The organism is Streptomyces sp. NBC_01445, from assembly GCF_035918235.1.
Taxonomy (GTDB): Bacteria; Actinomycetota; Actinomycetes; order Streptomycetales; family Streptomycetaceae; genus Streptomyces.
In genome coordinates, this window is the sequence record NZ_CP109486.1 from 355,124 (window position 1) to 377,115 (window position 21,992).

The window sequence follows — 21,992 nt, forward strand, 5'->3', positions numbered from 1 at the left end:
GTCGCGCGCCAGGCTGCCGTAGCCGTAGCCGTAGCCGGTGGCGATCTGTCAGTGCGCGTGCTGTCCTCGGCGAAAGACCTGACGCCTGGTCCTATGCCAACTTATGGTGACGGTTCGATCTTGGGACTACGGGAGGGCGACGGATGAACGTCGACGGTTTCAAACTGCTCGCTGAGGCGCACGACTACCTGCTTGCTGCCGCGCGTGGCGTTCCTGCAGGGGCTTGGGGGGATTCGACGCCGTGTTCGGAGTGGACGGTGCGTCAGGTGCTGAACCATGCGCGCCTGGACCAGCAGGCGCTGGTCATGCAGATAACGGGCGTCGCGCCCGCGGGTGACCCGTTCGAGCCCGCGGACGCGACGGCCGACAACTCAGTCGCGGAACTGACGGCGGTGCTGGAGGCGGCTGTCGCAGCGTGGGAGTCGGGGCGCGACGCGGAGAGTGTGCCCACCCCGATGGGGCCGATGCCGGCCAATATGGGCACCGCCGCCGCGGCGCTCGACGCCGGAATCCATGCCTGGGACATCGCCAGAGCTACCGGGCAGGACCTGCCGCTGTCCGAGGAGATGGCCGAGGCACTGGAGGACATCGCGTCGAGGATCGTCGATTTCGTGCGTGACTCGTTCGGGAAGTATGCGCCGCCGCTGGCCGTTCCGGAGGGCGCGAGCCGCGCGGAGAGACTCCTCGCGTTCACCGGGCGCGACCCGCACTGGTCCCGTTGACCTCGCGCTGAGCGCGGCACCCCGGCAAGACGGTGTCTCGCCGGGACGGCGACCAGTTTCTGCACGACAAATGATCACGGCGTGGTGTCGCGGAGCCACAGAATGAGCGAGGCGAGGTGCAGTCCTGCCCGGTAGCGGGCGGCGAGCTTGTCGAAGCGGGTCGCGACGGCGCGGAACTGCTTCAAGCGGCTGAAGCATCGCTCGACCACGTTGCGGCCTTTGTAGAGCTCCTTGTCGAAGGCCGGTGGCCGGCCGCCGAGGGTGCCTCGTCGCTGCCGGTTGGCGGCCTGGTCGGCACGTTCGGGGATGGTGGCCCGGATGCCGCGACGCCGCAGGCCGGCCCGGATGGCCCGGGAGGAGTAGGTCTTGTCGGCCAGGACTCGTTCAGGGCGGCGGCGCGGGCGGCCCGTGGTGGCACGAGGCACCCGGATGGCGTCCAGCACCGTGTCGAACACGGTGGAGTCGTTGACGTTCCCGGCGGTCACCACGACGGACAGGGGGAGGCCACGGCCGTCAACGGCCAGGTGGACCTTGGTCGTCAGCCCGCCCCGGGACCGGCCGAGGGCCTGCTCTGCCGCCGCGCGTTGCGGATCTTCCAGTTTGTCCTCGCCGGGCTCCCCTTTTTCCCGGCACCAGCGGCGTGTTGGTGGGCTCGGTTGATGGTGGAATCCACCGACACCGTCCACTCCGCACGGCCGATGGCGTCGTCGCGGACCTGGGCATGTTCCAGCAGTCTGGCCCAGGTGCCGTCGGTCTCCCAGCGGGTGAACCGTTCATAGACGGTCTGCCACGGGCCATACCGCTCGGGCAGGTCCCGCCAAGGCGCCCCGCACCGCAACCGCCACAACACTCCGTCGATCACCTGCCGGTGATCCCGCCAGGGCGCCCCCGGCCATCCATCACCGGGAGCAGCGGCGCTATCCGCTCCCACGCCACATCCGTCAACTCACCACGACCAGCCACAAGATCAATTATCAGACACGGCCTAGCGCGGCTCGCCCTGAACGACGTGCTGGACCTGATCGTGCGCGTGACTGGACACCGAACCAGACCATGGGCGTTCATCGACCGCAGGATGCGGATGGCTCTCCAACGTCGCCTTCAGCACCCCCCGAACACCTCGTCCAGCGCATCCGACGCGGCCTACGGCACATCCAGTACCGCAGCCACCTCATAGACAGCTGCCTCGCCGGGACCGGCCTGACTATCAGGCCCGCCGGAGCAATCGCACGACATCACGAGTTCAACCTCAGTAGGGGCGTGATTTCCTGTGCGCACCCCGCACAGTGTGCGCAGCGGGGTCGCCGGGCTCTGCGAGGCGTCCAGCGCCTGCTCTGGAGCGAGCAGCGGGGCGCCCTGCGGCGCCTCCTCAGGCTGGTGCGTGCAGCACGCCCAAGTGATCCGGACATCAACGGCGTCGCGAATCGATTCTCCGCTGACGACCGCGGCGCCGGCAGCTTTGCCGGAGGCGGAGAGGACCTCCCAGGTGCCCGTGCCTGTGCCGCGGGTGGGGGTGTCCGTGTCCCCGGCGTCGATCCAGAACCGTTGTCCAACGGCGAGCCCGTACCTCAGATCGCGAGCTGAGGCTGGTGCTGGTTCACGCATAGTGGGTGAGGGCGAGGAGGACGAAGATGTCGGTGAGGACGGGGATCGTGTAGTGCAGGGGGCGGGGTGCAGCCTGGTCGGAGACGGAGGTGTAGCTGCCGTCTTGGTTCTGTCGGCCGAGCAGGTAGTGCAGGCCCGCCTGGACGGTGGGGTGGGTGTGGTGGGTGGGGGCGAGCGCGGTGAGGGTGTAGGCGGTGCTCATCGGGTCGCTGTCTTCCCCGGGGGTCTGGCCCCAGCCGCCGTCGGCGTTCGGGGTGACGAGCAGGCGCTGGTGGATGGAGTCGATGGCCGGGCCCAGGCGTCCGTGATGGCTTGAGGGGTTGTGGCGGTGGGCGAGCGTGAGGGCGTTCAGGGCGCGGAGCATGGCGTTGGCTTCGCTCAGGCTCCAGCTGCGTTCGAAAGTGCCGTCCGGTTTCTGCGCGTTGAGGAGGTAGCGGGTTGCCCGCTCCAGCAGGGTGACGTGGGCGAAGTGGTAGGGCTGCAGGGCGGTGATGGTGTTGGCGGTCATGGTCGGCTCGGAGGGCTGTCCGGGCAGGTAGGTGGGCACCCCTCCGTCGTCGCCCACGTGCGTGATCAGGTTCTGCCGGGCGGCATGCAGGGGTGCCCGGTACCGCTCGGGGCCGAGGGTGTGCAGGAAGGACAGGACGTGGGCGGTCGTGTCCGTGTCGGTCTGTACGACGTCCTGGGCGTAGGCCCAGCCGCCGTTGTCGGCCTGCTGCGATGCGAGGTAGTCGCCCATCGTGTGCAGCACCTGCCGGTCGGCGCCGGCGCGGGCCAGAGCGAGGCCGGCGGTGGCGGTGGCGAAGATTTCCTCGCTGGTGATGAAGGGCATGCCGCCGTCGTCGCGAACGGCTTTGGCCAGCGCGGTGATGCCGTCATTGATGACTTGGTGGCCGGGCGTGGTCCGCTGCAGCGACAGCAGGGCGAACAGGTGCGCGAACACGTTGCCTTCGATGATTCCGCGGTCCTGGCCGCGTTCGGTCAGCCGCAGCAGGCGTGCGGTCAGTTCCGGGGCGACCGGGTCGGGCACGTGCAGGTGGTGGATGGCGATTTGCCGCAGGTGGGTCCAGGTGGCTTCGTTGTGGTGCTCGAACGCGTGGGAGGGGGCGGTGACGTGGAAGGGTTCGGGTCCCACGACGGCGAGGATCGCCTCCAGGGCGAGCTTCTTTCGGGCGGAGGAGTGCTGGGCGGCGCCGGAGAAGGTCTGCTCGATGAGCCGGTGCCGGTCCGTCGGCGTGATGCCGTGGAGGGTGGCGTCGATGACCGCGGCATCGAAAGCGTCCGCGGCTCTGCGGCTGCGCGAGAGGTGGGCGTGCAGCCGGCTCTGCACGCCTGGCAGGGCCTTTTGGCGGCGTAGCAGGGTCAGCATCAGGGCCGACTCGGTGACCCGGCTGCAGCACTCGCCCGTGACGGCTCCCTGTCCGCCGACCTGGGCCAGCAGCCGCTCGGTCAGCCGCCGGGTCGCACCGCCCACCGATGGCGGGGGTTCTGCGCGGTGGGCCGGTGGCATGTCGCGGGCCGGGGCTGGTGGGGATACGGGCAGCGCGGCCTGGTCGCGCAGGTGGGTGAGCAGGCTGGTGCGGTCACACACGGGCCATGAGCGGTGGCGGGCCAGCGACCTGAGAGCGGGGGACGGTTCGAACGCCACGGGCCGGCCGACCCGGCTCAGCGACGAGACGTCGCCCAGGGAGTTGCCCACCGCCAGCGAACCCGCCCAGTCGATGGCCTCGGCGCCCACCAAGTCCTGTGCAGCCCTGTCTTTCCCATCGGCGACCGCTGAGGCGACCCGGCCGGTGAACAGCCCGTCAGTCACCTCAAACTGCGTACCCCGGAACAAGGTCACGCCCAGCTCACAGGCAAGGTGAGCCACCATCTCCTGCGGGCCACCCGAGATCAGCAGGGGCACATAACCGCTCTCCTTCAACGCAGCGGCCAGCGGCCTGGCGAAGGCGAACAGCCGCGCGCGTTGCCGCTGCCACAGCCGGGCCGTCACCGCGGACACCGCCTGGCACGGCACATCGGTCAGCATCGCGGCGAACAACTCAGTCATCCGCGCCGCCGCCTCCAAGTTCTCAGCGTGCGAGGTCATTTGTGCCTGGCGCAGCCGCGTCAGCCGGTCCCGGGGAGCGAGCCCCGCCTCGGCCAGCATCGTCGGCAACGGACCGGCCAGCGTGCCGGCAATCAGCGTCCCGTCCACATCCAGCACCGCGATACGCATCCTCCGAGCCTGGCGGGCACGCCATCACTGCAAAGCTGATTCCCAGCCCTGTCACCCGAACGAAGACACCAGCGCCACCCCGGCCCGGGGCAGCGGCCGTTGGCGGCCATGAGATGCGACAAACTCTGCGTCCGCTACGAAGCCATACTGATCGTCGCGGCCATCAACGAGTGGCTGTGACCGCCACAGCAGACCTACGAAGAGCTTGCTGACAGGATCTTACCGAGGCGCCCTGGTCGGACGAATCGACGATTCGACCGTCGCATGACGGCTCGGCCCACACCGAGGACATGCCCTGCACTGACGCGCGACGCCCGCCACAGTAATCCGTGGCGGGCGTCGTGTAGTTGGACAGGTCAGGCGGGAGTGATGTTCTCCGCCTGGGGGCCCTTCTGGCCCTGAGTGATGTCGAAGTTCACCTTCTGGCCTTCCTGGAGCTCACGGAAGCCGGAGGCGTTGATGTTCGAGTAGTGGGCGAAGACGTCCGGGCCTCCGCCGTCCTGCTCGATGAAGCCGAAGCCCTTTTCCGCGTTGAACCACTTGACGGTTCCGGTGGCCATGTGTCCTCCAAGGGGACTCGAAGTCGCCTCCCGCACTTTGCGGGAGGCGGAGGTGGTCGTCCTGGTCCTCAGAGACGCTGAACAGCAAGCTGCCCGTGAACTCACGTCCACGGGCGGTACTTCGGAGCCACGACTGCTGGCCTGGACGCTACACGGCCCCGTGCGGCCGAAGCTACGGACAACGGGGCGTGCCCTGTCCATAACTTCGACAAGCCGCGAACGGAACGGACCTTGCTGCGGATATCCCTCGGACGGACCGGTGCTCCGACACAGCAAACCGGTGAGACTGCGAACGCCCCCACGCCCGTACGGGGACGACCCGGCGGGTGATCGAAGTCCTCCTGAGGCGAGCAACCCCTGAGCGGGCGCGGTGCCGGTCTCGTTCACCGACCGTCTTTCGGCCTCGGGTACGCCTTCGCGGCCACCCAGATCTCCCACATGCTGCTGTACGACCTGAGCCGGCACAGCGTCTGCCGCGCCACACATGGGTCGGCATTCTTCCTGATGTGTCCGGGGTCAGGGCTTGACGAGGACCTTGAGGCTCTTGCGGTCGGCCATGTCCTGGTAGCCGGCCGGGACGCCGTCGAGGTCGGTGGTGGCGTCGAAGACCTTCCCGGGCTCGATGGTGCCGTCGAGGATGGCGGGCATGAGTTCCTCGATGTAGGCGCGGACGGGCGCAGGGCCGCCGGCGAGGCGGATGTTGTGGCGGAACAGGCTGCCGAAGCCGACCGGAGCTTCCTCGTACTGGGGCACGCCGACGCGGCTGATCACGCCGCCGGGGCGGACGACGCCGAGGGCCTGCTCGTAGGCGGGCATGTGACCGACCGCTTCGAGGACCACGTGTGTGCCGTGGCCGCCGGTCAGCTCGCGGACCGCCTCGATGCCTTCCTCGCCGCGGGCGGCGACGACATCGGTGGCGCCGAACTCGCGGCCCAGATCGGTGCGCGCCTCGTGGCGGCCCATCAGGATGATCTGCTCCGCACCGAGCCGCTTGGCGGACAGGACCGCGAGCAGGCCGACCGCGCCGTCACCGATCACGGTGACGCGGGTGCGCTCGTTCACGCCGCCCGCCACGGCGGCGTGGTAGCCGGTGCCGAAGACGTCCGAGAGCGTCAGCAGGGACGGGATGAGAGCCGAGTCCGGGGCGACGGGGAGCTTGACGAGGGTGCCGTCGGCGAGCGGAACGCGGACCGCTTCGGCCTGGCCGCCCTCGTCCGGCAGACCGTCCCAGAAGTTGGCCTGCGCATGGGCGCAGGAGGTGTGCAGGCCCTCGCGGCAGAACTCGCAGGTGTTGTCGGAGATCGCGAACGGGGCGACGACCAGGTCACCGCGCTTGACGGTGTTCACCTCCGAGCCGGTGTCCTCGACGATGCCGATGAACTCGTGGCCCATCCGGGCGGGAGCGTCCTCCGGCTTCATCGAGCCGTAGGGGTGCAGGTCGCTGCCGCAGACACAGGACGCGGTGATACGGACCAGGGCGTCGGTGGGGTGCTTGATGACGGAGTCGGGGACGTTCTCGACGCGGACGTCGCCGGCGCCGTACATGAGTGTTGCGCGCATGAGGTGCTCTCCAGTGCGGGGGTGGTGTTTCGAGTAGTGCTGGTCAGAGGGGTGAGGGGTGAGTGCGCGGCCTGGCCTGGTTCAAGCCTGTTCGGCACGGACTGCGGCCGCACTCCGGAAGTCCGCCTCAGACGGCTACGGCGGAGCGGCGCCGCCGGGCCAGCGCGAGGGCTGTGGTGGGGATCAGGGTGAGGGCGGCGATGACGGTGCCGACCACGGCGGGGCCGGTGACGCCGAGCGAGGTGCCGAGGGTGAGACCGGCAATCCAGGAGCCGATGGCGGTGCCCAGGTTGAAGGCCGAGACGGTCAGGGCAGAGGCCAGGACCGGTGCCTGACGAGCAAAGCGGACGGCCAGGGCCATCAGCACCGGGTTAGCGCCGAGCCCGAAGAACCCCATCAGGGCGACCAGAATGACGGTGGGCGCGGCGTAGCCGGCCAGCAGCGAGATCGCCAGGAGCAGAAGCGTGGCTCCCGCGGCGGCCACGACGGTCACCGTGTGCGGGCGGCGGTCGCCGAGGCGTCCTCCGACCAGCGAGCCGACCAGGGCGCCGAGGCCGAAGCCGACCAGAACCAGCGGCACGATCCCGGACGCGATCTGCGACCGGCCAGTCAACAGCGGCGAGATGTAGGAGTACGCCGCCAACACGCCGCCGGTCGTGGTGGCGCAGGCCGCCAGCACCAGCCACAGGCGCCCCGAGCGCAGCGCGGTCAGCTCGGACCGGATCGACACCGCCTGCTGGTCGCCACCATCGTGCGGGACGGTGCGCGCGACGAGCGCGATGGCCGCCGCGGCGAGGACCGCCAGGGTCCAGAACGGTCCGCGCCAGCCCGTGACCTGCCCGGCGAGCGCGCCGAGCGGCACGCCGACGACGTTGGCGAGCATGGCGCCGGCGCCGACCAGGCCCAGGGCGCGGGAACTGGCGGCCGGGCCTGCAGCGCGTGCGGCGGCCACATTGGCCACCGCCCAGAAGGCGCCGGTGGCGATCGCGGTCAAAAATCGTGCGGCCAGGACCAGGGTGAAGTTCGAGCTGAGGGCGACGATGACGTGCCCGGCGGCGAAGACGCCCAGGGCCAGCATCAACGTCAGCCGCTTGGGCAACCGCAAGGTGAGCATCGCCATCAGTGGCGCGCCGACGATCATCCCGATGGCGAAGACGGTGATCATCAGGCCGGTCTGGGCGACGCTGACCTGCAGGTCGCCCGCGATCTCCGGCAGCAGGCCGGCGACGACGAACTCGGTCGTGCCCATCAGGAACGTGCCCAGCGCGAGGACGTAGACGACGAGCGGCAGCCGGGCTGCCGACGGTTGCTCAGGGCTCTCGGCAGGCCCCTTGGCGGGGGCCTCCAGGACTGCTCCTCGCGTACTCAAGGTTCATCTCCGTGGGGGGTGTGATCGGGGTACGTGTCCCAGGAAACCGGCCGCCCCACCCTTGAGGAAGGTCGCGTTTATGGGGGGTACAAGCTCAACCTCCCTGTTCGCAACCCGGTGGCTACCGTGGAAGGCATGGACCCGCGCCCCGACGACCGCAACGACCGTGCCGACCACCGCACCGAGATCCGCGACTTCCTCGCCAGCCGCCGCGCGAAGATCACCCCGGAGCAGGTCGGGCTGCCCACCAGCGGCCGGCGCCGGGTCCCCGGGCTGCGGCGTGAAGAGGTCGCCGTGCTGGCCGGGGTGAGCACCGAGTGGTACACCCGGCTGGAGAAGGGCCACATCGCCGGGGTCTCCGAGGATGTTGTGGACGCGGTGGCCCGCGCCCTGCAGCTGGACGACGACGAGCGCACCTACCTGTTCGACCTGGCCCGAGCGGCCCGCCCCGCCCGCCGCGCCCCGTCACGGCGCAAGGACATTCCTGTCCCGCCCGCGGTCCAGTGGCTGCTCGACTCCGTGACGCTGTCCTCGGCCTTCGTACGCAACGGACGCCAGGACATCGTCGCCACCAACCCGCTCGGCCAGGCCCTGCACTCCCCCGTATTCGACAGCCCCACCACCGACCAGCACCGCCGCCCCAATATCGCCCGCTACATCTTCCTCGACCCCGGCGCACAGGACTTCTTCGTCGACTTCGACGGCGCCGCCACCGCCACCGCCGCCCTGCTGCGCGCGGAAGCCGGGCGCGAGCCGCACGACCGGGCCCTGCGCGAACTCATCGGCGAGCTGTCCACTCTCAGCCCCGATTTCCGCACCCTGTGGGCCGCCCACGACGTCCGTATCCGCCACGACGGCATCAAACTCCTGCGGCACCCCGAAGTCGGCGACCTGGAATTGACATACCAGTCCCTGGACCTGCCCATGTCCCACCGTGCGATCCACGACCTGACCCTCTACACCGCCGAACCGGGCAGCACCTCCGAAGACCGCCTCAAACTCCTCGCCAGCCTCGCAGCCACCCACTCCCAAGCGGCACAGCCCACCGACCGACTCAGCTGAACGGTGCTCCGCACGCTCCGCACTCACCGGTCAGCGGGCGGACGGCTGTTGACCGGCGGGCGCGGATCTACAAGCGGCCGGTGGGCTGGTTCGATCCGCTACCAATCAGGTCTCCGAGAGCCTGGTCCCCGCCCTGGAGTCGGCGGTCGCGCTGGCGGGTGCCGAACGCGCCGTAGGGATAGCCGCCCGGTGTGGGGGCGCTGATCTTGTCGAGAGCGGCGGTTGCCTCGTCGTCCAGGGTGAGGTCTACGGCGCCGAGGCTGTCGTGGAGCTGTTCTGGGGTGCGGGCCCCGAAGATGGGGGCGATGACGCCGGGGCGGTCGGCGATCCAGCTCAGGGCGACCTGGGCAGGAGTCGCGCCGGTCTCCTTGGCGATGCGGACGACCTCGTCGATGGTGGCCCAGTTGCGGTCGGATGCCGCGTACTCGGCCGACACCCACTGGTAGAGCTCGTTCGCGGATGCGGCGCGGGTGTGGGCGGCCGGGGTGGCGCCGCGCTGGTACTTCCCGGTGAGGAAGCCGCTGGCCAGCGGCGACCAGGGCAGCAGGCCGATGTTGTTGTGCAGGGCGGCGGGGACGATCTCGTATTCGCTCTCCCGCGACAGCAGGCTGTACTGCTGCTGGAGGGTGAGCGGGACGTGGACGCCCATCGCCTTCGCGGTGGAGACGGTCAACTGGAGCTGCCAGCCGGTGAAGTTCGACAGACCCGCGTAGTGGATCTTTCCGGCACGGACAGCGTCGTCGAGGAACGACAGCGTCTCCTCGATGGGGGTGTGCGCGTCCCACCCGTGCATCTGGTAGAGATCGACGGTCTCCACGCCGAGGCGGCGCAGGGATGCGTCGAGCGCACGGTGCAGGTGGCGGCGGGACAGGCCGAGGTCGTTGACGTCGGGGCCGGTGGTGAAGCGGCCCTTGGTGGTGAGCACGATGCGGTCGGTGACCTCGCGGCGGGCGGCCAGCCAGCGGCCGATGATCTGCTCGGAGAGGCTGCCGGTGTAGACGTCGGAGGTGTCGATCATGGTGCCGCCGGCCTCGATGAAGGCGTCGAGCAGTGCGAACGCCTCTTCCTCGGTGTTCTCGCTGCCGAAGTACATCGTTCCGAGCGCCAGTTTGGACACGGCGAGACCGGAGTTGCCGAGCGTGCGGTACTGCATGGCTTTGTCTGTCTTTCTGTCGCGGGTGACGGTCGCGCCGAGCGACTGGCTGAGGGGGTTCGTCCGTGGCCCGGTGGTCAGAACCAGGAAGGTCCGGCGTTGGTGTACGGCTTCTCCAGTGCGGCCGCTTCCTCGTCCGACAGCTCGAGGGGCAGCGCGTCCACGGCCTCCTGGAGGTGGTGGGGCTTGGTGGCTCCTAGGATGGGCGCCGAGACCAGCGGGTTGCGCAGCACCCAGGCCAGCGCGATCTGCGCCATGGTCACGCCGCGGGCCTCGGCGAGCTGCTGCACGGCGTTGATGACCGGCTTGTCGTGCTCGCTGTCGAAGGACTGCACGACGTGGTCGGTGGTGGACCGGATGCTCTGCTCACCGACGGGGCGCGCGAGACGCCCCTTGCCATTCGGGGAGTACGGCACAAGCCCCACCCCCATGTCGCCGCACAGGGCCATGAGTTCCGGCTCGTCCTGACGGCGCAGGAGGTTGTACTGGTTCTGCATGGACACGAAGCGGGTCCAGCCGCCGAGATCGGCGGCGTGCTGGAGCTTGGCGAACTGCCAGCCGTACATGGACGAGGCGCCGAGGTAGCGGACCTTGCCGGCCTTGACGACGTCGTGCAGTGCCTCCATCGTCTCCTCGACCGGCGTCTCGTCGTCGAAGCGGTGGACCTGGTAGAGGTCGATGTAGTCCGTGCCAAGGCGGGTCAGCGAGGCGTCGACCTGTTCCAGGATCGCCTTGCGGGACAAGCCCTCACCGCCGGGACCGCCGTGCATCTTCCCTCGGACCTTGGTGGCGAGGACGATGTCCTCGCGGCGGGAGTACTCACCGATGGCACGGCCGACGATCTCCTCGGAGGTACCGGCCTGGTAGACGTTGGCGGTGTCCCAGAAGGTGAGGCCCAGCTCGACGGCCTGCCGGAAGAACGGCGCGGCCTTGTCCTCGGTCAGCGCCCACGGGTGGGCGCCGGGGACGGTCGGGTCCCCGTAGCTCATGCAGCCGAGGGCGAGGCAGCTCACTTTCAGGCCGGTGGTGCCGAGGCGGGTGTACTCCATGGTGATGCTCCCTTTACGGTCAAATAAGGTTCCACACTGCGGAGTTGAGCCTGTGACGGACGTCGCCCGGTCGGTTCGGCAAGGGTGATGCGGACGGTGGTGGAGCGGGGGCCGCTGTGCAGCATCGGCTCCAGATAGGGGCTGGAGGCGTACTTGGTGCGGTAGGCGTCATCGACCGCGTCGAGCACCGCATCGTCCGCGGGGGCGAACACGACGTCGTGCTGCGTGCCCGCGCTGCGGATGCCTCCGGCCTTCTGCGCCAGCGCCGCCTGGTACCAGCGGGAGCTACGGCCGTTGTAGGGGCGGACGCAGAGGTCACCGCCCACGACGACGGACCAGATCCAGGTCGGCGTGCCGTAGGTGCGGCCGTCCTCGCGGAACGGCGAGATGTGCAGGTCGTCGGCGGCTGCGAGCGCGCGCAGTGATGCCTGCTCCCAAGTGCTCATCGCGGGTTCTCCGTTCCGCGTTCTCAGTGGGTGGTGAAGCCGCCGTCGACAGGGAGGGCGACACCAAGGACGAAGCTGGCACCCGGGCTGCACAGCCACAGGACTGCCGCGGCGATCTCGTCGGCACGGCCGAGGCGCCCGATGGGCTGCTCCTTGAGGATCTCGGCCATCGCGTCGGCCTGGCTCTCAAGCATGTCGGAGACCATCGGGGTGTCGATCGTGCCGGGGCACACCGCGTTGATCCGAATGCCCCTGGGCGCGTACTCGACCGCGGCACTCTTGGTCAGTCCGATCACGCCATGCTTGGAGGCGTGGTAGGCGGCCCGCTCGGGCAGGCCGACCAGGCCGCCCAGGGAAGAGCAGTTGACGATGGCGCCGGAGCCCTGCTTACGCATCTGACGCAGCTCGTGCTTCTGGGCCGCCCAAACTCCACGCAGATTGACGGCGTTGACGCGGTCGAAGTTGTCGGCCGTCTCGTCGGCCGCGTCGCTGGGCGGCACCTGAATCCCGGCGTTGTTGAACGCCATGTCCAGGCGGCCGTACTCCGCGACCGCGCGGTCGACCATCGCGGCCGCCTGGTCCTCGTCCGTGACGTCGCAGAGGACGCCGATCGCCCGGTGTCCGGCCGCGTTGAGTTCCTCGGCCGCGCGCTGAACGGCCTTCTCGTCACGGTCGGCCAGGACGACGGCGGCGCCCGCCTCGGCGAAGGCCCGCGCTGTGGCCAGGCCCATGCCGGAGGCCGCGCCGGTGACGAGGGCCACCTGGTCGGTGAAGTCGTACGTGGGGATCATGAAATGTGGTTCCAATCGTGTACGCAGATGGGAAAGGCCGGGCGGAGTGTCAGGAGTGAGGGCTGCTCGGGGTGGGGCGTCAGCTGTCGGAGCCGTGCGGGGCGCGAGTGCGGGTGCGTGCACCGCCGTACTCGGCGTCCGTGACGTGCTCCAGCCACGTGACCTCGTCGCCCTCCCACAGCGCGAGGTGCTCCATGAACTGGTCCGGACTCGCGCCGTGCCAGTGCTCCTCGCCGGGCGGGCAACCGATGGTGTCGCCCGGGTGCGCCTCGATGATCACGCCGTCCCGGGTGCCGATCAGGGCGGCGCCGGACACGACGTGCAGGGCCTGCCCCAGGCCGTGGCGGTGCCAGGCGGTACGGGCGCCGGGCGAGAAGCGGACCATGTTGGCCCGCGCCCGTGAGGGCTCCTCACCCCGGTAGATCACATCCGCCCAGGCGTCCCCGGTGAACATCTCGGCGGGCAGCTTGAACGTGGCCGGGGCCTTGAGGATCTCCATGGTGCTACTCCTTGCGATGGCCGACGCATGGCGGCCGTGAGTGGGTCTTGGGCACGAGGCCCTACAGGGGGCCAGGACGCGCTCAGGCCGTGCGGAACAGTTCGCGGGCCACGGTCAGGGCGGACATGGCCTTGGGCCATCCGGCATAGAACGCCATGTGCGTGATCGTCTCGATGAGCTCCGCCTCGGTGACGCCGTTCTGCCTGGCCAGGCCGAGGTGGTAGCCGAGCTGCTCACTGCTGCCGCTGGTGATCAGGCTGGCCACGGTCACCAGGCTCCGGTCCCTGGGGGCAAGCGCCGGGCTCTTCCACGCCTGACCGAAGAGCACGTCCTCGCTGTACCCGGCCAACGCGGGCGCGACGTCACCGAACAGTTCCCGCGGACCCGGCTGGGTGGTCTTCTCCGTCATCGTTCTTGTCCTTCCACGTATGCACGTGCGGCGGGCACCGGCGCACCGATGGTCGGTCGACACCGCGTCGCCTGGGCTTCATTTCCGTAGGGAAACGGAGGCGCCGCCACTCGGACGACGTACGGCCCGTCCGGCCGCGCCGCCCAGCGTCCCGCTGCGCCACTACCGATGAAACTGCAGGTCACGCGAGCGTGGAAGGACTCGTTGATACGTGTACTGCCAGTACACCCCACAGCCAAAGACACCGCCGGACAAGCCGTCGTAGCCTCGAAGGCATGGACAACCGGAGCGAGGTACGCGAGTTCCTGACCAGCCGCCGTGCCAAGATCACGCCGCAGCAGGCGGGACTGCCCGCCAGCGGCAAGCGGCGCGTGAAGGGGCTGCGCCGGGAGGAAGTCGCGATGCTCGCCGGCGTCAGCGCCGAGTACTACGCCCGCCTAGAGCGCGGCAGCCTCTCCGGCGTCTCCGAACCCGTCCTCGACTCCGTCGCCCGCGCCCTCCAGCTCGACGAGGCCGAGCGCGCCCACCTCGACGACCTCGCGCGCGCCGCCAACACCACCCGGCGCCCGACCCGCCGACGGGCCCCGCAACCGATCCGCCCTGCCCTGCAGCACCTGCTCGACGCGATGACCGAGGCACCGGCCTTCATCCGCAACGGCCGCCTCGACATCCTCGCCACCAACCGGCTCGGCCGCGCCCTGTACGCCCCCGTGTTCGCCGACCCCGCCCGGCCCGTGAACCTCGCCCGGTACGAGTTCCTCAACCCCGGCGCGGCCGACTTCCTGCCCCAGCTGGAATTCCAGGCGGCCGGGGCGGTGGCGCTGCTGCGCACCGAGGCGGGTCGCGATCCGTACAACCGGGACCTGACCGACCTCATCGGCGAACTCTCTACCCGCAGCGAGAAGTTCCGCACCCTGTGGGCCGCCCACGACGTGCGCCTGCACCAGACCGGCATCAAGCAATTCCGCCACCCCGCAGTTGGCGAGCTCACCCTCCCCTTCGAGGCCATGCCCATCCCGACCGACCCCGGCCTCACTCTCACCGCTCTCAGCGCCGAACCGGGCACCCCCGCCCACGACAGCCTCAAACTCCTTGCCAGCTGGGCCGCCACCCTCGACCAGGACGATCAGCCCGAAACCATCGTGAGCACCGACAACGACACCCTCGCCTAGCCCGGGAGCGCGCGGCAGTGCCGGCTGCAGCCACTCGCTGACGGCGGCAACCAATGGGGCTCGCTTGCTGCCCCCATGAAGCCCGGCCCGAACTGCGCGGGTGGCGACCTGCCCACCGACCGCAGAATGCGCCCGAGGTGCCGGCAGCGTGCTCAGTGACGTCACAACCTGCGCCGCCTGATGTGTGGCGTCGGGCGCGCGGCCCGGATCTCCGTGGGCGCCCCCTCACGCGTGCGCAGGGTGTTGGGCGGAGCGTGCTGTCGCAGGTGTCAACCAGCCGATTCGCGCGCTTCTTCGGCGGGAGTCGGGGCGGGTGCGTCGGTCCAGCTGGCGAGGATCGAGAGGGCCTCGGCGGATGGGGAGGCGGGCTCGGGCGTGAGGATGATGAGGGACTGGTCGGGGGCGCCGGCGACGTTCAGGGTGACGTAGTCGAGGGTGAGGTCGCCGACGAGCGGGTGGTGGAGGCGTTTGGTGCCGGTGGCGTGGGCGAGGACGTCGTGGTCGGCCCACAGGCTGCGGAAGTCCTTGTCGCGAAGGGACAACTCGCCGATGAGTTCGGTGAGTTGCGGGTCGTCGGGATGGCTTCCGGCGTACAGGTGCAGGGAGGCGACGGTTTCGGCGGCGGCCTTGTCCCAGTGGTCGCCGTACAAGGTGCGGGCGGCCTCGTCGAGGAAGAGGTAGCGGGCGAAGTTGCGCTCCGCGTGCGGGCGGGCCTGGAAGTCGGTGTACAGGGCGGTGGCGAGACGGTTGGTCGCCAGGACGTCCGTACGCCGCCCCTGGACCATTGCCGGGGAGCCGATGACATCCAGGGCCTGGTACAGGGTGGGGTGCACCCGCTGGGGGGCGAGTGGCCGCTTGCGGCGGGGCCGGTCGGCGGTGGGCTGGGCGAGGTCGAAGAGGTGGGAGCGTTCGGTGTCGTCCAGGCGCAGGGCGCGGGCGACGGCTTCCAGGACCGTACGGGAGACGCCCTGGGTGCGGCCGCGCTCCAGGCGCACGTAGTAGTCGACGCTGACCCCGGCGAGCTGGGCGACTTCCTCGCGCCGTAGCCCCGGTACCCGGCGGGGGCCGGGGTGCGGGGTCAGGCCGGCCTCCTCCGGGGTGATCCGGGCCCGGCGGGTACGCAGGAACTCGCGGATCTCGGTGCTGTGGTCCATGACTCCACGGTACGGCGGACACCGAGGGCCGACCGGGCGTAAAGGGGTACCGGCAGACCCCCGGAAGAGGGGTGCCCCGTACGGCGCCCCGCGCAGGTCCTGCGGGTGGTTGCCTGGAGAACAAGCAGAGACCGGCACAAGCGATCAGAGTGCCTATGAGGGCGGAAATGCCCAGTGGACAGGATCCCGCAGCACCTCAAGAGGTCTCGTTCCCACCCGTCAGCCTCGGCTGACGCTCACCACGGCTTACGGAGTATCTGATGAAGCACATTTCCCTGGGCGGGCTCGATGTCTCGCGCATCGGTCTGGGCGCCATGACCATGGCCGGCACCTACACCACCGGCGGCGGCCTGGATGACAGCGAGTCGATCCGCACCATCCACCGGGCTCTGGACCTCGGCGTCACGCACATCGACACCGCCGAGATCTATGGCCCCTTCCACAGCGAGGAGATCGTCGGCAAGGCCGTAAGGGGCCGGCGCGATGATGTCGTCATCGCGACGAAGTTCGGTCTGGTCTCGCACTCCGGCGGCGGCCCCGGAGTCATCGACAGCAGCGCCGGCAATGTCAAGGCGGCTGTCGAAGGCTCGCTCCAGCGGCTCGGAACCGACCACATCGACCTCTATTACCAGCACCGCGTCGACCCGAACACCCCCATCGAGGAGACCGTCGGCGCGCTGGCCGACCTCGTCATCGAGGGCAAGATCCGCCACATCGGACTGTCCGAGGCCGGGCCCGCCACCATCCGCCGTGCCCACGCCGTACACCCGGTAGCAGCCCTGCAGACCGAATACTCCCTGTGGACCCGCGACGTCGAGGCCGAGATTCTCCCGCTGCTCCGCGAGCTCGGCATCGGCTTCGTACCCTACTCGCCCCTCGGACACGGTCTGCTGACCGGTCAGATTCGCACCGTCGACGACTTCGCCGACGACGACTGGCGCAAGACCAACCCGCGCTTCACCGGGGAGAACTTCCAGCGCAACCTGCGCATCGTCGACGAAGTCCAGGCCATCGGCGCCGAGATCGACGCGACCCCGGCCCAGACCGCACTGGCCTGGCTACTGACCCGCGGCGACGACATCGCCCCGATCCCGGGAACCCGGCGGGTCTCCCGCGTTGAGGAGAACACCGCCGCTGACACCATCGAACTCAGCGCCGCCCAGCTCGAGCGCCTCAACAACCTCACCCCCGCCTCGGGAGAACGCCACGACGAGGCGAACATGGCCAGCATCGACCGCTGATCACGGGGTAGGCGGGATCAGATCAGTCTGGCTTTATCATGTGTGGCGGCCGGCCCGCCACTTTCGGTACCGGCACGGGGTCGATGAGGACGCGGCGGGAACTGAGGCCGACGGGTTCACCACCTGGCTTTGTTCACGAGAACCGGTTCTGGCACAACTTCCGTGAAGTCGAACCGATCCTCGGTGTCCGAGGCTGGCGGCCCTGGCGAACCGGCAGGTCAGCGGCTCGTCCAGAGGCTGGCACGAGCCCGGTCGGCATGGTTTTCACGGAAGTTGAGCCAGAACCCGAGAACCGACAGCAGATGTTCACCACTTCGGGAGGCATCTGAGTGAGTGCCGGAATCGAACTGCTTGCGCTTCGCGACAGCACCTCTAGCGGCTGTCCTTGGGAGCGTTGTCCTGAGGGAGCCGGGGATTGAACGCTGCGAGATCCTTCTTGGGCAGGCCGAGTTTGTCCCACCGGAAGACCAACGTCTCGGGGGTGTAGGTGCCTTCGATCTGGAAGAGGAGATAGAGGCCCGCTCCGCGCACGTACTCGTCTTCGTCGTCGGCTGCCGCGGCCACGACGTGGTGGTGTGGGTGGAGTGTGTTGGGTTCCAGTTGGGTGAGTGCGTTGAGGGCCTCGATGCGAACAGGTCCGGGGTGGCCGGGTCCTGCAAGCCGGGCGAGTTCCTCAGCGGCATCGGTGTCGGCCGAGTAGCGGGCGAGTGCTTCGGCGCAGGGGATGGTGACGAAGGCGTCGGTCTCGGTTTCGAGTATCGCGCGCAGGAGGCCTTCGGTGCGGGCTGCCGCCGCCGTGCCGAGTGTGAGCACGCCGATGGCTCCCCAGCGTCGAACCGTCGCGTCCGAGTCGCTCAACGCGGCGACGAAGCACGGCAGTTCAGCGAAGTCCTGGCGGGGCACGGCGTCTGCGACGTCAAGGATCCGGGTCAGCGGGTAGGTGCCGGGTGCTCGGCTGGCGTCGTAGCCCTGCGCGGGTGAGCCTTCCGGCAGGAATCCGTTGTCGTGCACGTCGAGCATGTGGGTGCGCAGCGCCTGCGCCAGCCGTTCTTCGACCTCTGAGTAGGCAGGATCGCCGGCAAGGTTGCGGACCTGGTCGGGGTCGTCGACGGTGTCGTAGAGCTCGACTCCCGGCTTGGTGTGCCAGAACGCCGACTGCACGTCGTTGAGTTGGCCCGCTCGGTGTTCCCTCTCCCACGACCGGTATCCGGCGGCGAGCCAGGCGAAGCATTGGTGCTGTCCATAGGGGCGGTGCGGGTGATAGTTCCTGATGTAGCGGTAGCGCGCGTCCCGGACCGTTCGTGTCATGTCGTAGCGCTCGTCCATCCGGTTGCGCATGGCGAAGGCGAGTTCGCCGGCCGGGTCGAACTCGGCTCGGGCAAGGCTGCGTCCCTGCATGTAGCGGGGTATCTTGCCGCCGGCGAGGTCGACCAGGGTCGCGGGGATGCGGATGGTGCTCACGGCAGCGTCGATCCGTGTGCCGGGCCGGGGGAACAGTTCGGCGTACCGTGCGGGCGCGGAGATGATCAACGGCACGTGCAGGCCTTCGTCGTAGCAGTACCGCTTGGAGCGGGGGTTGACCCCGCCGTGGTCGGAGGTCTGGATGACGATCGTGCGGTCGAGCAGGCCGTCCTCCTCCAGTTGCGCGAGCAGTGTCCCGACGAAGGCGTCCATTTCGGCGACGTTCTTGTAGTACTGGGCGTAGTCCTCGCGGATCGGGCGGATGTCGGGCAGATAGGCGGGCAGGCGGATGTCGTCGGGGTCGACGAGGAAGGGGTCCCGGGCGAACACGGCGCTTTCGTGGGTGGCGTCGTAGTTGAAGACGGCGAGGAACGGTGTGCCGTCCGGGCGGTTGCTCCAGTGCGCCTGCCGGGAGGACTCGTCCCAGATGTCGTCCGGGACGATGGCGGCGTTGTAGTCGGTCTTGGCGTTGTTGGTGCAGTAGTAACCCAGGTCGCGCAGGATCTCGGGGTACGTGCGCATCCATGCTGGCTTCGCGGCGACCGCCCTCATGTGGTTGGCCGGTGCGTTGCTTTCGGGGGCGACCCCGGTGATGAGCGCGAACCGGGACGGTGCGCACACGGGCGCGGCGCTGTAAGCGTGGTCGAAGACCACCCCGCGTTCAGCCAGTGCGTCGAGATGCGGGGTTGTCGCGTGAGGATCTCCGTAGCATCCGAACCGGGGCGGGCAGTCCTCGCTCACAATCCACAAGATGTTGGGGCGCTCGTCGTGCGCGGTCACGGGCCATCATTCCTTCGCTGCTCTTGCGTCTACGGGCGGCCGGCCCGTCGGTGGGCGGGCCGCGGTGTCGTCGGGCTGTCTCGTGGGTTCAGCGCACCGAGCGCACGCGCTGAATGCACAGCGCGCCGGCGATGCCCATGACCGCTCCGGCCAGGAAGAACGCCGGGTAGTTCTCGCCGTGGCCGCCGATCGCCAGGAACAGCGGGGCCACCGCCGGTACGAGGGTCTGCGGCAGCACGTTCGCCAGGTGGAACACGCCCATGTCCTTGCCGGTCTCGTCCCGTGAGGGCAGGACTTCGGTGACCAGCGCCATGTCCACCGACAGGTAGCAGCCCGTGGCGATGCCGCCGATGGCGGTGGCGACGAGGTAGGTCGGCATGCTGTGGGAGTAGGCGGCCAGGACGTGGGCCAGTGCCAGGATGCTCGCCGAGATCATCACGAACGGCTTACGCCGGCGGAGTCGGTCCGATATCGCGCCGAAGAGGACGCTGGTCAGCACCACGGCCACCGTGTTGATGAGGAGGACCTTGAACACGGCTTCACCGACCGTGCTTTGGGTGTAGCCGAACCGGCTCATCAGGAAGTACGTCTGGTAGCCGGCCAGCGTGGCGCTGCCGCAGAAGATGAGGAACCGCGACAGCCAGGCCCAGGCGAAGTCGGGCGCCGTCCGAGGGTTGACCCAGTACGCGAGGACGAGAGTCTTCAGCCGCAGCGGCCGGCGGTCGGCAGGATCCAGCCGTCGGTCACGCAGCACGAACATGAAGATCCCGACACCGGCGAGGCAGACCAGGCCCGGCAGGAGGATCGCCAGGGTCAGGTCGGGCAGGAACAGCTGGGCCAGGAACGCCCCGCCCACGACACCGAGCTGGCTGGTCAGTTGGGTGATCGCCGAGACCCTGCCCATCTGCGCCGAGGGAACGTGGTCCGGGATCACCGGGTTGAGGCCGGCGAGCAGGATGTTGAACGCCAGCTGGACCAGGGCCCAGGCCAGCACCATCATGGGCACGCTGGAGGCGGTGGCCAGCAGGCCGAGGCTGAGGACGCCCAGGAGGGCCCCGGCGGTGATCCATGGCCGCCGCATGCCGAACCGGCTCGTGGTGCGGTCCGACAGGGCGCCGAAGATGTTCTGGGCGAGCAGTGCGACGACGGCCCCCGTCGTGAGGACCAGCGACAGTGCCGATGCCTTGTGGTGCGGCGCGATCTGCTGCACCCGCAGGGCCAACGTCACCGTGGTGGCAGGCAGCAAGGCCAGCCAGGTGCCGAAATAGGCGCCCGTGATCGCCGTGATGAAACCCGGCCCGACATGCGCACCCTCGGGCGCCAAGGCCGTGCCCGCCCCCTGCCGGCGCGTCGCGCCGTCCTCGGCGACGGCTGCGGCTCTGGTGGGTTCGATCGTGCCCATGCGGACACCTCCTGCGTTGTTGTGACGTCGTCCGGGGAGAGCGGAGACCGGCGACGACCTGAGCGACCCGATGGCGGATGCGACGACTCCTGACACGTGTCAGATCCGCTGGTCGGGTATCCTGACACGAGTCAGTAAGCTTGGGAAGCCCGAGAGGGAACTTCCGTGGACCCAAGGAGCCGATCGGCCATGACCCCCGCCCCCCCGACCGGACGCCCCACCAGCGCTGACGTCGCACACCGGGCAGGGGTGTCACGAACGACCGTGTCCTACGTCCTCAACGGCCGGACCGACCAGGGCATCAGCGAGGAGACACGACGTCGTGTCCTGTCGGCAGTACGGGACCTCGGCTACGCGCCGAACGCCAGCGCGCGGATGCTCCGCGCCGGGCGCAGCAACATCGTGTTGATGCCCATGTGGCAACTCCCGGCCAGCCCGGCCACGGACACATTCGTCGAGCACCTGAGCCAGGAGCTGGAAGCCCGCGATCTGTGTCTGTTGATCCACGGAGACCGCACCGCAGCCGGCGACGAAGGCGCGCGCGCCTGGGCCGAACTGCGCCCGGCCGCGGTGCTGGCGAACGCCCAGCGCTGTCCGGCCTCCTCCGTGCGCCTCCTGCGTCGCGCAGGCGTCGACGCGATCCTGCTGATCGGTGACGTACCCGACGGCAGGGCGCCCGCGGTGCCCGAAGACCGTTCCGCGGTGGCACGTTGCGCGGCCGAGTACCTGCTCGGCCGCGGGCACGACCGACTGGCCTGTCTGGTGCCCAGCGGTCCGCTCGCCGAGCTCGGGCAGCCGCGCTTCGCCGCCGTCCAGGCGGTCGCTGCTGCTGCCGGCGTACCGGTAGAGCGTGTGGACTGCGAGTTGTCCACCGACAGCCTCGCCGCGACGGCCGCCGCGTGGCGTGACCCCGCCCGCCGCCCCAGCGGCGTGTACGCATACAACGACGAGTTCGCACTCACCCTCATCCAGGTGCTGCGTGACACCGGCCTGCGGGTACCGGAGGACATCTCCGTCGTCGGCTCGGGCAATTTCCCTCTCGGCAAGGTCCTGCGTCCGCGGCTTACCTCCACACACGTGCCGACCCCCGGCATTGCCCGCGTGGTGGCAGCGTCAATCCGCCGCCTGATCGACGGCCAGGACATCGACCACGACGAGATCATCGCCGCCGTGCGCCCTCATCTGGTCGCCGGAGAGTCGGGCTGAAACTCGCCTCGTGCCGGCCTTTGGCTACCCGGCGCTGTTCGGCCCGGCCATGGTGGTGGTCGGCGGACTGTGCATCGCGCCCGTCCGCCAGATCACCTGACCTGCACTGGCACTCCCGCAATCAAGGCAGACA

General features: G+C 69.4%; 18 protein-coding genes and 1 pseudogene. 5 read left to right on the forward strand and 14 right to left on the reverse strand.

What is annotated here, in order from left to right; all coding sequences use genetic code 11:
* Positions 1 to 143 precede the first annotated feature (143 nt).
* Positions 144 to 722, forward strand: coding sequence for a TIGR03086 family metal-binding protein (locus tag OG574_RS49745; RefSeq protein ID WP_326778993.1), 579 nt, complete (start codon positions 144 to 146; stop codon positions 720 to 722).
* A 55-nt stretch (positions 723 to 777) separates the two neighbouring features.
* On the opposite strand, the pseudogene OG574_RS49750 reads toward OG574_RS49745, so the two are convergent.
* From OG574_RS49750 to OG574_RS49775, 5 genes and pseudogenes are all read right to left on the reverse strand, one after another.
* Positions 778 to 1,685: pseudogene (locus OG574_RS49750) on the reverse strand (IS5 family transposase); the annotation flags it as partial.
* A gap of 634 nt (positions 1,686 to 2,319) precedes the next feature.
* Positions 2,320 to 4,545, reverse strand: coding sequence for a haloacid dehalogenase-like hydrolase (locus OG574_RS49760; protein ID WP_326778994.1), 2,226 nt, complete (start codon positions 4,543 to 4,545; stop codon positions 2,320 to 2,322).
* 356 nt (positions 4,546 to 4,901) lie between these two features.
* Complete coding sequence (locus OG574_RS49765; RefSeq protein ID WP_160508150.1) at positions 4,902 to 5,105, reverse strand: cold-shock protein; 204 nt, start codon at positions 5,103 to 5,105, stop codon at positions 4,902 to 4,904.
* Between the two features lie 516 nt (positions 5,106 to 5,621).
* Positions 5,622 to 6,665 (reverse strand): zinc-binding dehydrogenase, encoded by a 1,044-nt coding sequence (locus tag OG574_RS49770; RefSeq protein ID WP_326778995.1) that lies wholly within the window; start codon positions 6,663 to 6,665, stop codon positions 5,622 to 5,624.
* Positions 6,666 to 6,792: 127 nt separating this feature from the next.
* Positions 6,793 to 7,956, reverse strand: coding sequence for an MFS transporter (locus tag OG574_RS49775; RefSeq protein ID WP_442816972.1), 1,164 nt, complete (start codon positions 7,954 to 7,956; stop codon positions 6,793 to 6,795).
* A 213-nt stretch (positions 7,957 to 8,169) separates the two neighbouring features.
* Here OG574_RS49775 and OG574_RS49780 point away from each other — a divergent pair, with 213 nt between their 5' ends.
* Positions 8,170 to 9,096, forward strand: coding sequence for a helix-turn-helix transcriptional regulator (locus OG574_RS49780; RefSeq protein ID WP_326778996.1), 927 nt, complete (start codon positions 8,170 to 8,172; stop codon positions 9,094 to 9,096).
* A gap of 67 nt (positions 9,097 to 9,163) precedes the next feature.
* Here OG574_RS49780 and OG574_RS49785 read toward each other — a convergent pair whose 3' ends face one another.
* The 6 genes from OG574_RS49785 to OG574_RS49810 all read right to left on the reverse strand — a co-directional run bounded on the left by OG574_RS49785 (position 9,164) and on the right by OG574_RS49810 (position 13,443).
* Positions 9,164 to 10,249 carry an aldo/keto reductase gene (locus OG574_RS49785; protein WP_326778997.1) on the reverse strand — a complete coding sequence of 362 codons (1,086 nt, stop codon included), beginning with the start codon at positions 10,247 to 10,249 and terminating at the stop codon, positions 9,164 to 9,166.
* A 77-nt stretch (positions 10,250 to 10,326) separates the two neighbouring features.
* Positions 10,327 to 11,298, reverse strand: a complete 972-nt coding sequence (locus OG574_RS49790; RefSeq protein WP_326778998.1) for an aldo/keto reductase — start codon at positions 11,296 to 11,298, stop codon at positions 10,327 to 10,329.
* Entirely contained in the window at positions 11,265 to 11,744 is a 480-nt protein-coding gene (locus OG574_RS49795; RefSeq protein WP_442816966.1) for a DUF2255 family protein, read from the reverse strand. The genes OG574_RS49790 and OG574_RS49795 overlap by 34 nt, the downstream gene beginning before the upstream one ends.
* A gap of 23 nt (positions 11,745 to 11,767) precedes the next feature.
* Positions 11,768 to 12,535 carry a glucose 1-dehydrogenase gene (locus OG574_RS49800; RefSeq protein ID WP_326778999.1) on the reverse strand — a complete coding sequence of 256 codons (768 nt, stop codon included), beginning with the start codon at positions 12,533 to 12,535 and terminating at the stop codon, positions 11,768 to 11,770.
* Positions 12,536 to 12,614: 79 nt separating this feature from the next.
* Positions 12,615 to 13,034, reverse strand: a complete 420-nt coding sequence (locus OG574_RS49805) for a (R)-mandelonitrile lyase (protein WP_326779000.1) — start codon at positions 13,032 to 13,034, stop codon at positions 12,615 to 12,617.
* Between the two features lie 82 nt (positions 13,035 to 13,116).
* The gene (locus OG574_RS49810; protein ID WP_326779001.1) at positions 13,117 to 13,443 is read right to left on the reverse strand and encodes a carboxymuconolactone decarboxylase family protein; all 327 of its coding nucleotides are present in this window, start codon (positions 13,441 to 13,443) and stop codon (positions 13,117 to 13,119) included.
* A 275-nt stretch (positions 13,444 to 13,718) separates the two neighbouring features.
* On the opposite strand from OG574_RS49810, the gene OG574_RS49815 reads away from it, so the two are divergent.
* Positions 13,719 to 14,615, forward strand: coding sequence for a helix-turn-helix transcriptional regulator (locus OG574_RS49815; protein ID WP_326779002.1), 897 nt, complete (start codon positions 13,719 to 13,721; stop codon positions 14,613 to 14,615).
* Between the two features lie 269 nt (positions 14,616 to 14,884).
* Here OG574_RS49815 and OG574_RS49820 read toward each other — a convergent pair whose 3' ends face one another.
* Entirely contained in the window at positions 14,885 to 15,769 is an 885-nt protein-coding gene (locus OG574_RS49820; protein WP_326779003.1) for a helix-turn-helix transcriptional regulator, read from the reverse strand.
* 260 nt (positions 15,770 to 16,029) lie between these two features.
* Here OG574_RS49820 and OG574_RS49825 point away from each other — a divergent pair, with 260 nt between their 5' ends.
* A complete protein-coding gene (locus tag OG574_RS49825; protein WP_326779004.1) occupies positions 16,030 to 17,010 on the forward strand; it encodes an aldo/keto reductase in 981 nt (326 codons plus the stop codon).
* A gap of 372 nt (positions 17,011 to 17,382) precedes the next feature.
* Here the strand turns inward: OG574_RS49825 and OG574_RS49830 are convergent, their stop codons facing one another.
* Together OG574_RS49830 and OG574_RS49835 are read right to left on the reverse strand one after the other, a co-directional pair.
* The gene (locus OG574_RS49830) at positions 17,383 to 19,251 is read right to left on the reverse strand and encodes a sulfatase-like hydrolase/transferase (protein WP_326779005.1); all 1,869 of its coding nucleotides are present in this window, start codon (positions 19,249 to 19,251) and stop codon (positions 17,383 to 17,385) included.
* Between the two features lie 88 nt (positions 19,252 to 19,339).
* Entirely contained in the window at positions 19,340 to 20,653 is a 1,314-nt protein-coding gene (locus tag OG574_RS49835; RefSeq protein ID WP_326779006.1) for an MFS transporter, read from the reverse strand.
* Between the two features lie 189 nt (positions 20,654 to 20,842).
* On the opposite strand from OG574_RS49835, the gene OG574_RS49840 reads away from it, so the two are divergent.
* The gene (locus tag OG574_RS49840; RefSeq protein ID WP_326779007.1) at positions 20,843 to 21,859 is read left to right on the forward strand and encodes a LacI family DNA-binding transcriptional regulator; all 1,017 of its coding nucleotides are present in this window, start codon (positions 20,843 to 20,845) and stop codon (positions 21,857 to 21,859) included.
* Positions 21,860 to 21,992: the final 133 nt, after the last annotated feature.

Bases quoted from the DNA above. Each gene is read 5' to 3' on its own strand.
- OG574_RS49745 (WP_326778993.1), top strand. From the start codon at position 144: ATGAACGTCGACGGTTTCAAACTGCTCGCTGAGGCGCACGACTACCTG.
- OG574_RS49760 (WP_326778994.1), bottom strand. From the start codon at position 4,545: ATGCGTATCGCGGTGCTGGATGTGGACGGGACGCTGATTGCCGGCACG.
- OG574_RS49765 (WP_160508150.1), bottom strand. From the start codon at position 5,105: ATGGCCACCGGAACCGTCAAGTGGTTCAACGCGGAAAAGGGCTTCGGC.
- OG574_RS49770 (WP_326778995.1), bottom strand. From the start codon at position 6,665: ATGCGCGCAACACTCATGTACGGCGCCGGCGACGTCCGCGTCGAGAAC.
- OG574_RS49780 (WP_326778996.1), top strand. From the start codon at position 8,170: ATGGACCCGCGCCCCGACGACCGCAACGACCGTGCCGACCACCGCACC.
- OG574_RS49785 (WP_326778997.1), bottom strand. From the start codon at position 10,249: ATGCAGTACCGCACGCTCGGCAACTCCGGTCTCGCCGTGTCCAAACTG.
- OG574_RS49790 (WP_326778998.1), bottom strand. From the start codon at position 11,298: ATGGAGTACACCCGCCTCGGCACCACCGGCCTGAAAGTGAGCTGCCTC.
- OG574_RS49795 (WP_442816966.1), bottom strand. From the start codon at position 11,744: ATGAGCACTTGGGAGCAGGCATCACTGCGCGCGCTCGCAGCCGCCGAC.
- OG574_RS49800 (WP_326778999.1), bottom strand. From the start codon at position 12,535: ATGATCCCCACGTACGACTTCACCGACCAGGTGGCCCTCGTCACCGGC.
- OG574_RS49805 (WP_326779000.1), bottom strand. From the start codon at position 13,034: ATGGAGATCCTCAAGGCCCCGGCCACGTTCAAGCTGCCCGCCGAGATG.
- OG574_RS49810 (WP_326779001.1), bottom strand. From the start codon at position 13,443: ATGACGGAGAAGACCACCCAGCCGGGTCCGCGGGAACTGTTCGGTGAC.
- OG574_RS49815 (WP_326779002.1), top strand. From the start codon at position 13,719: ATGGACAACCGGAGCGAGGTACGCGAGTTCCTGACCAGCCGCCGTGCC.
- OG574_RS49820 (WP_326779003.1), bottom strand. From the start codon at position 15,769: ATGGACCACAGCACCGAGATCCGCGAGTTCCTGCGTACCCGCCGGGCC.
- OG574_RS49825 (WP_326779004.1), top strand. From the start codon at position 16,030: ATGAAGCACATTTCCCTGGGCGGGCTCGATGTCTCGCGCATCGGTCTG.
- OG574_RS49835 (WP_326779006.1), bottom strand. From the start codon at position 20,653: ATGGGCACGATCGAACCCACCAGAGCCGCAGCCGTCGCCGAGGACGGC.
- OG574_RS49840 (WP_326779007.1), top strand. From the start codon at position 20,843: ATGACCCCCGCCCCCCCGACCGGACGCCCCACCAGCGCTGACGTCGCA.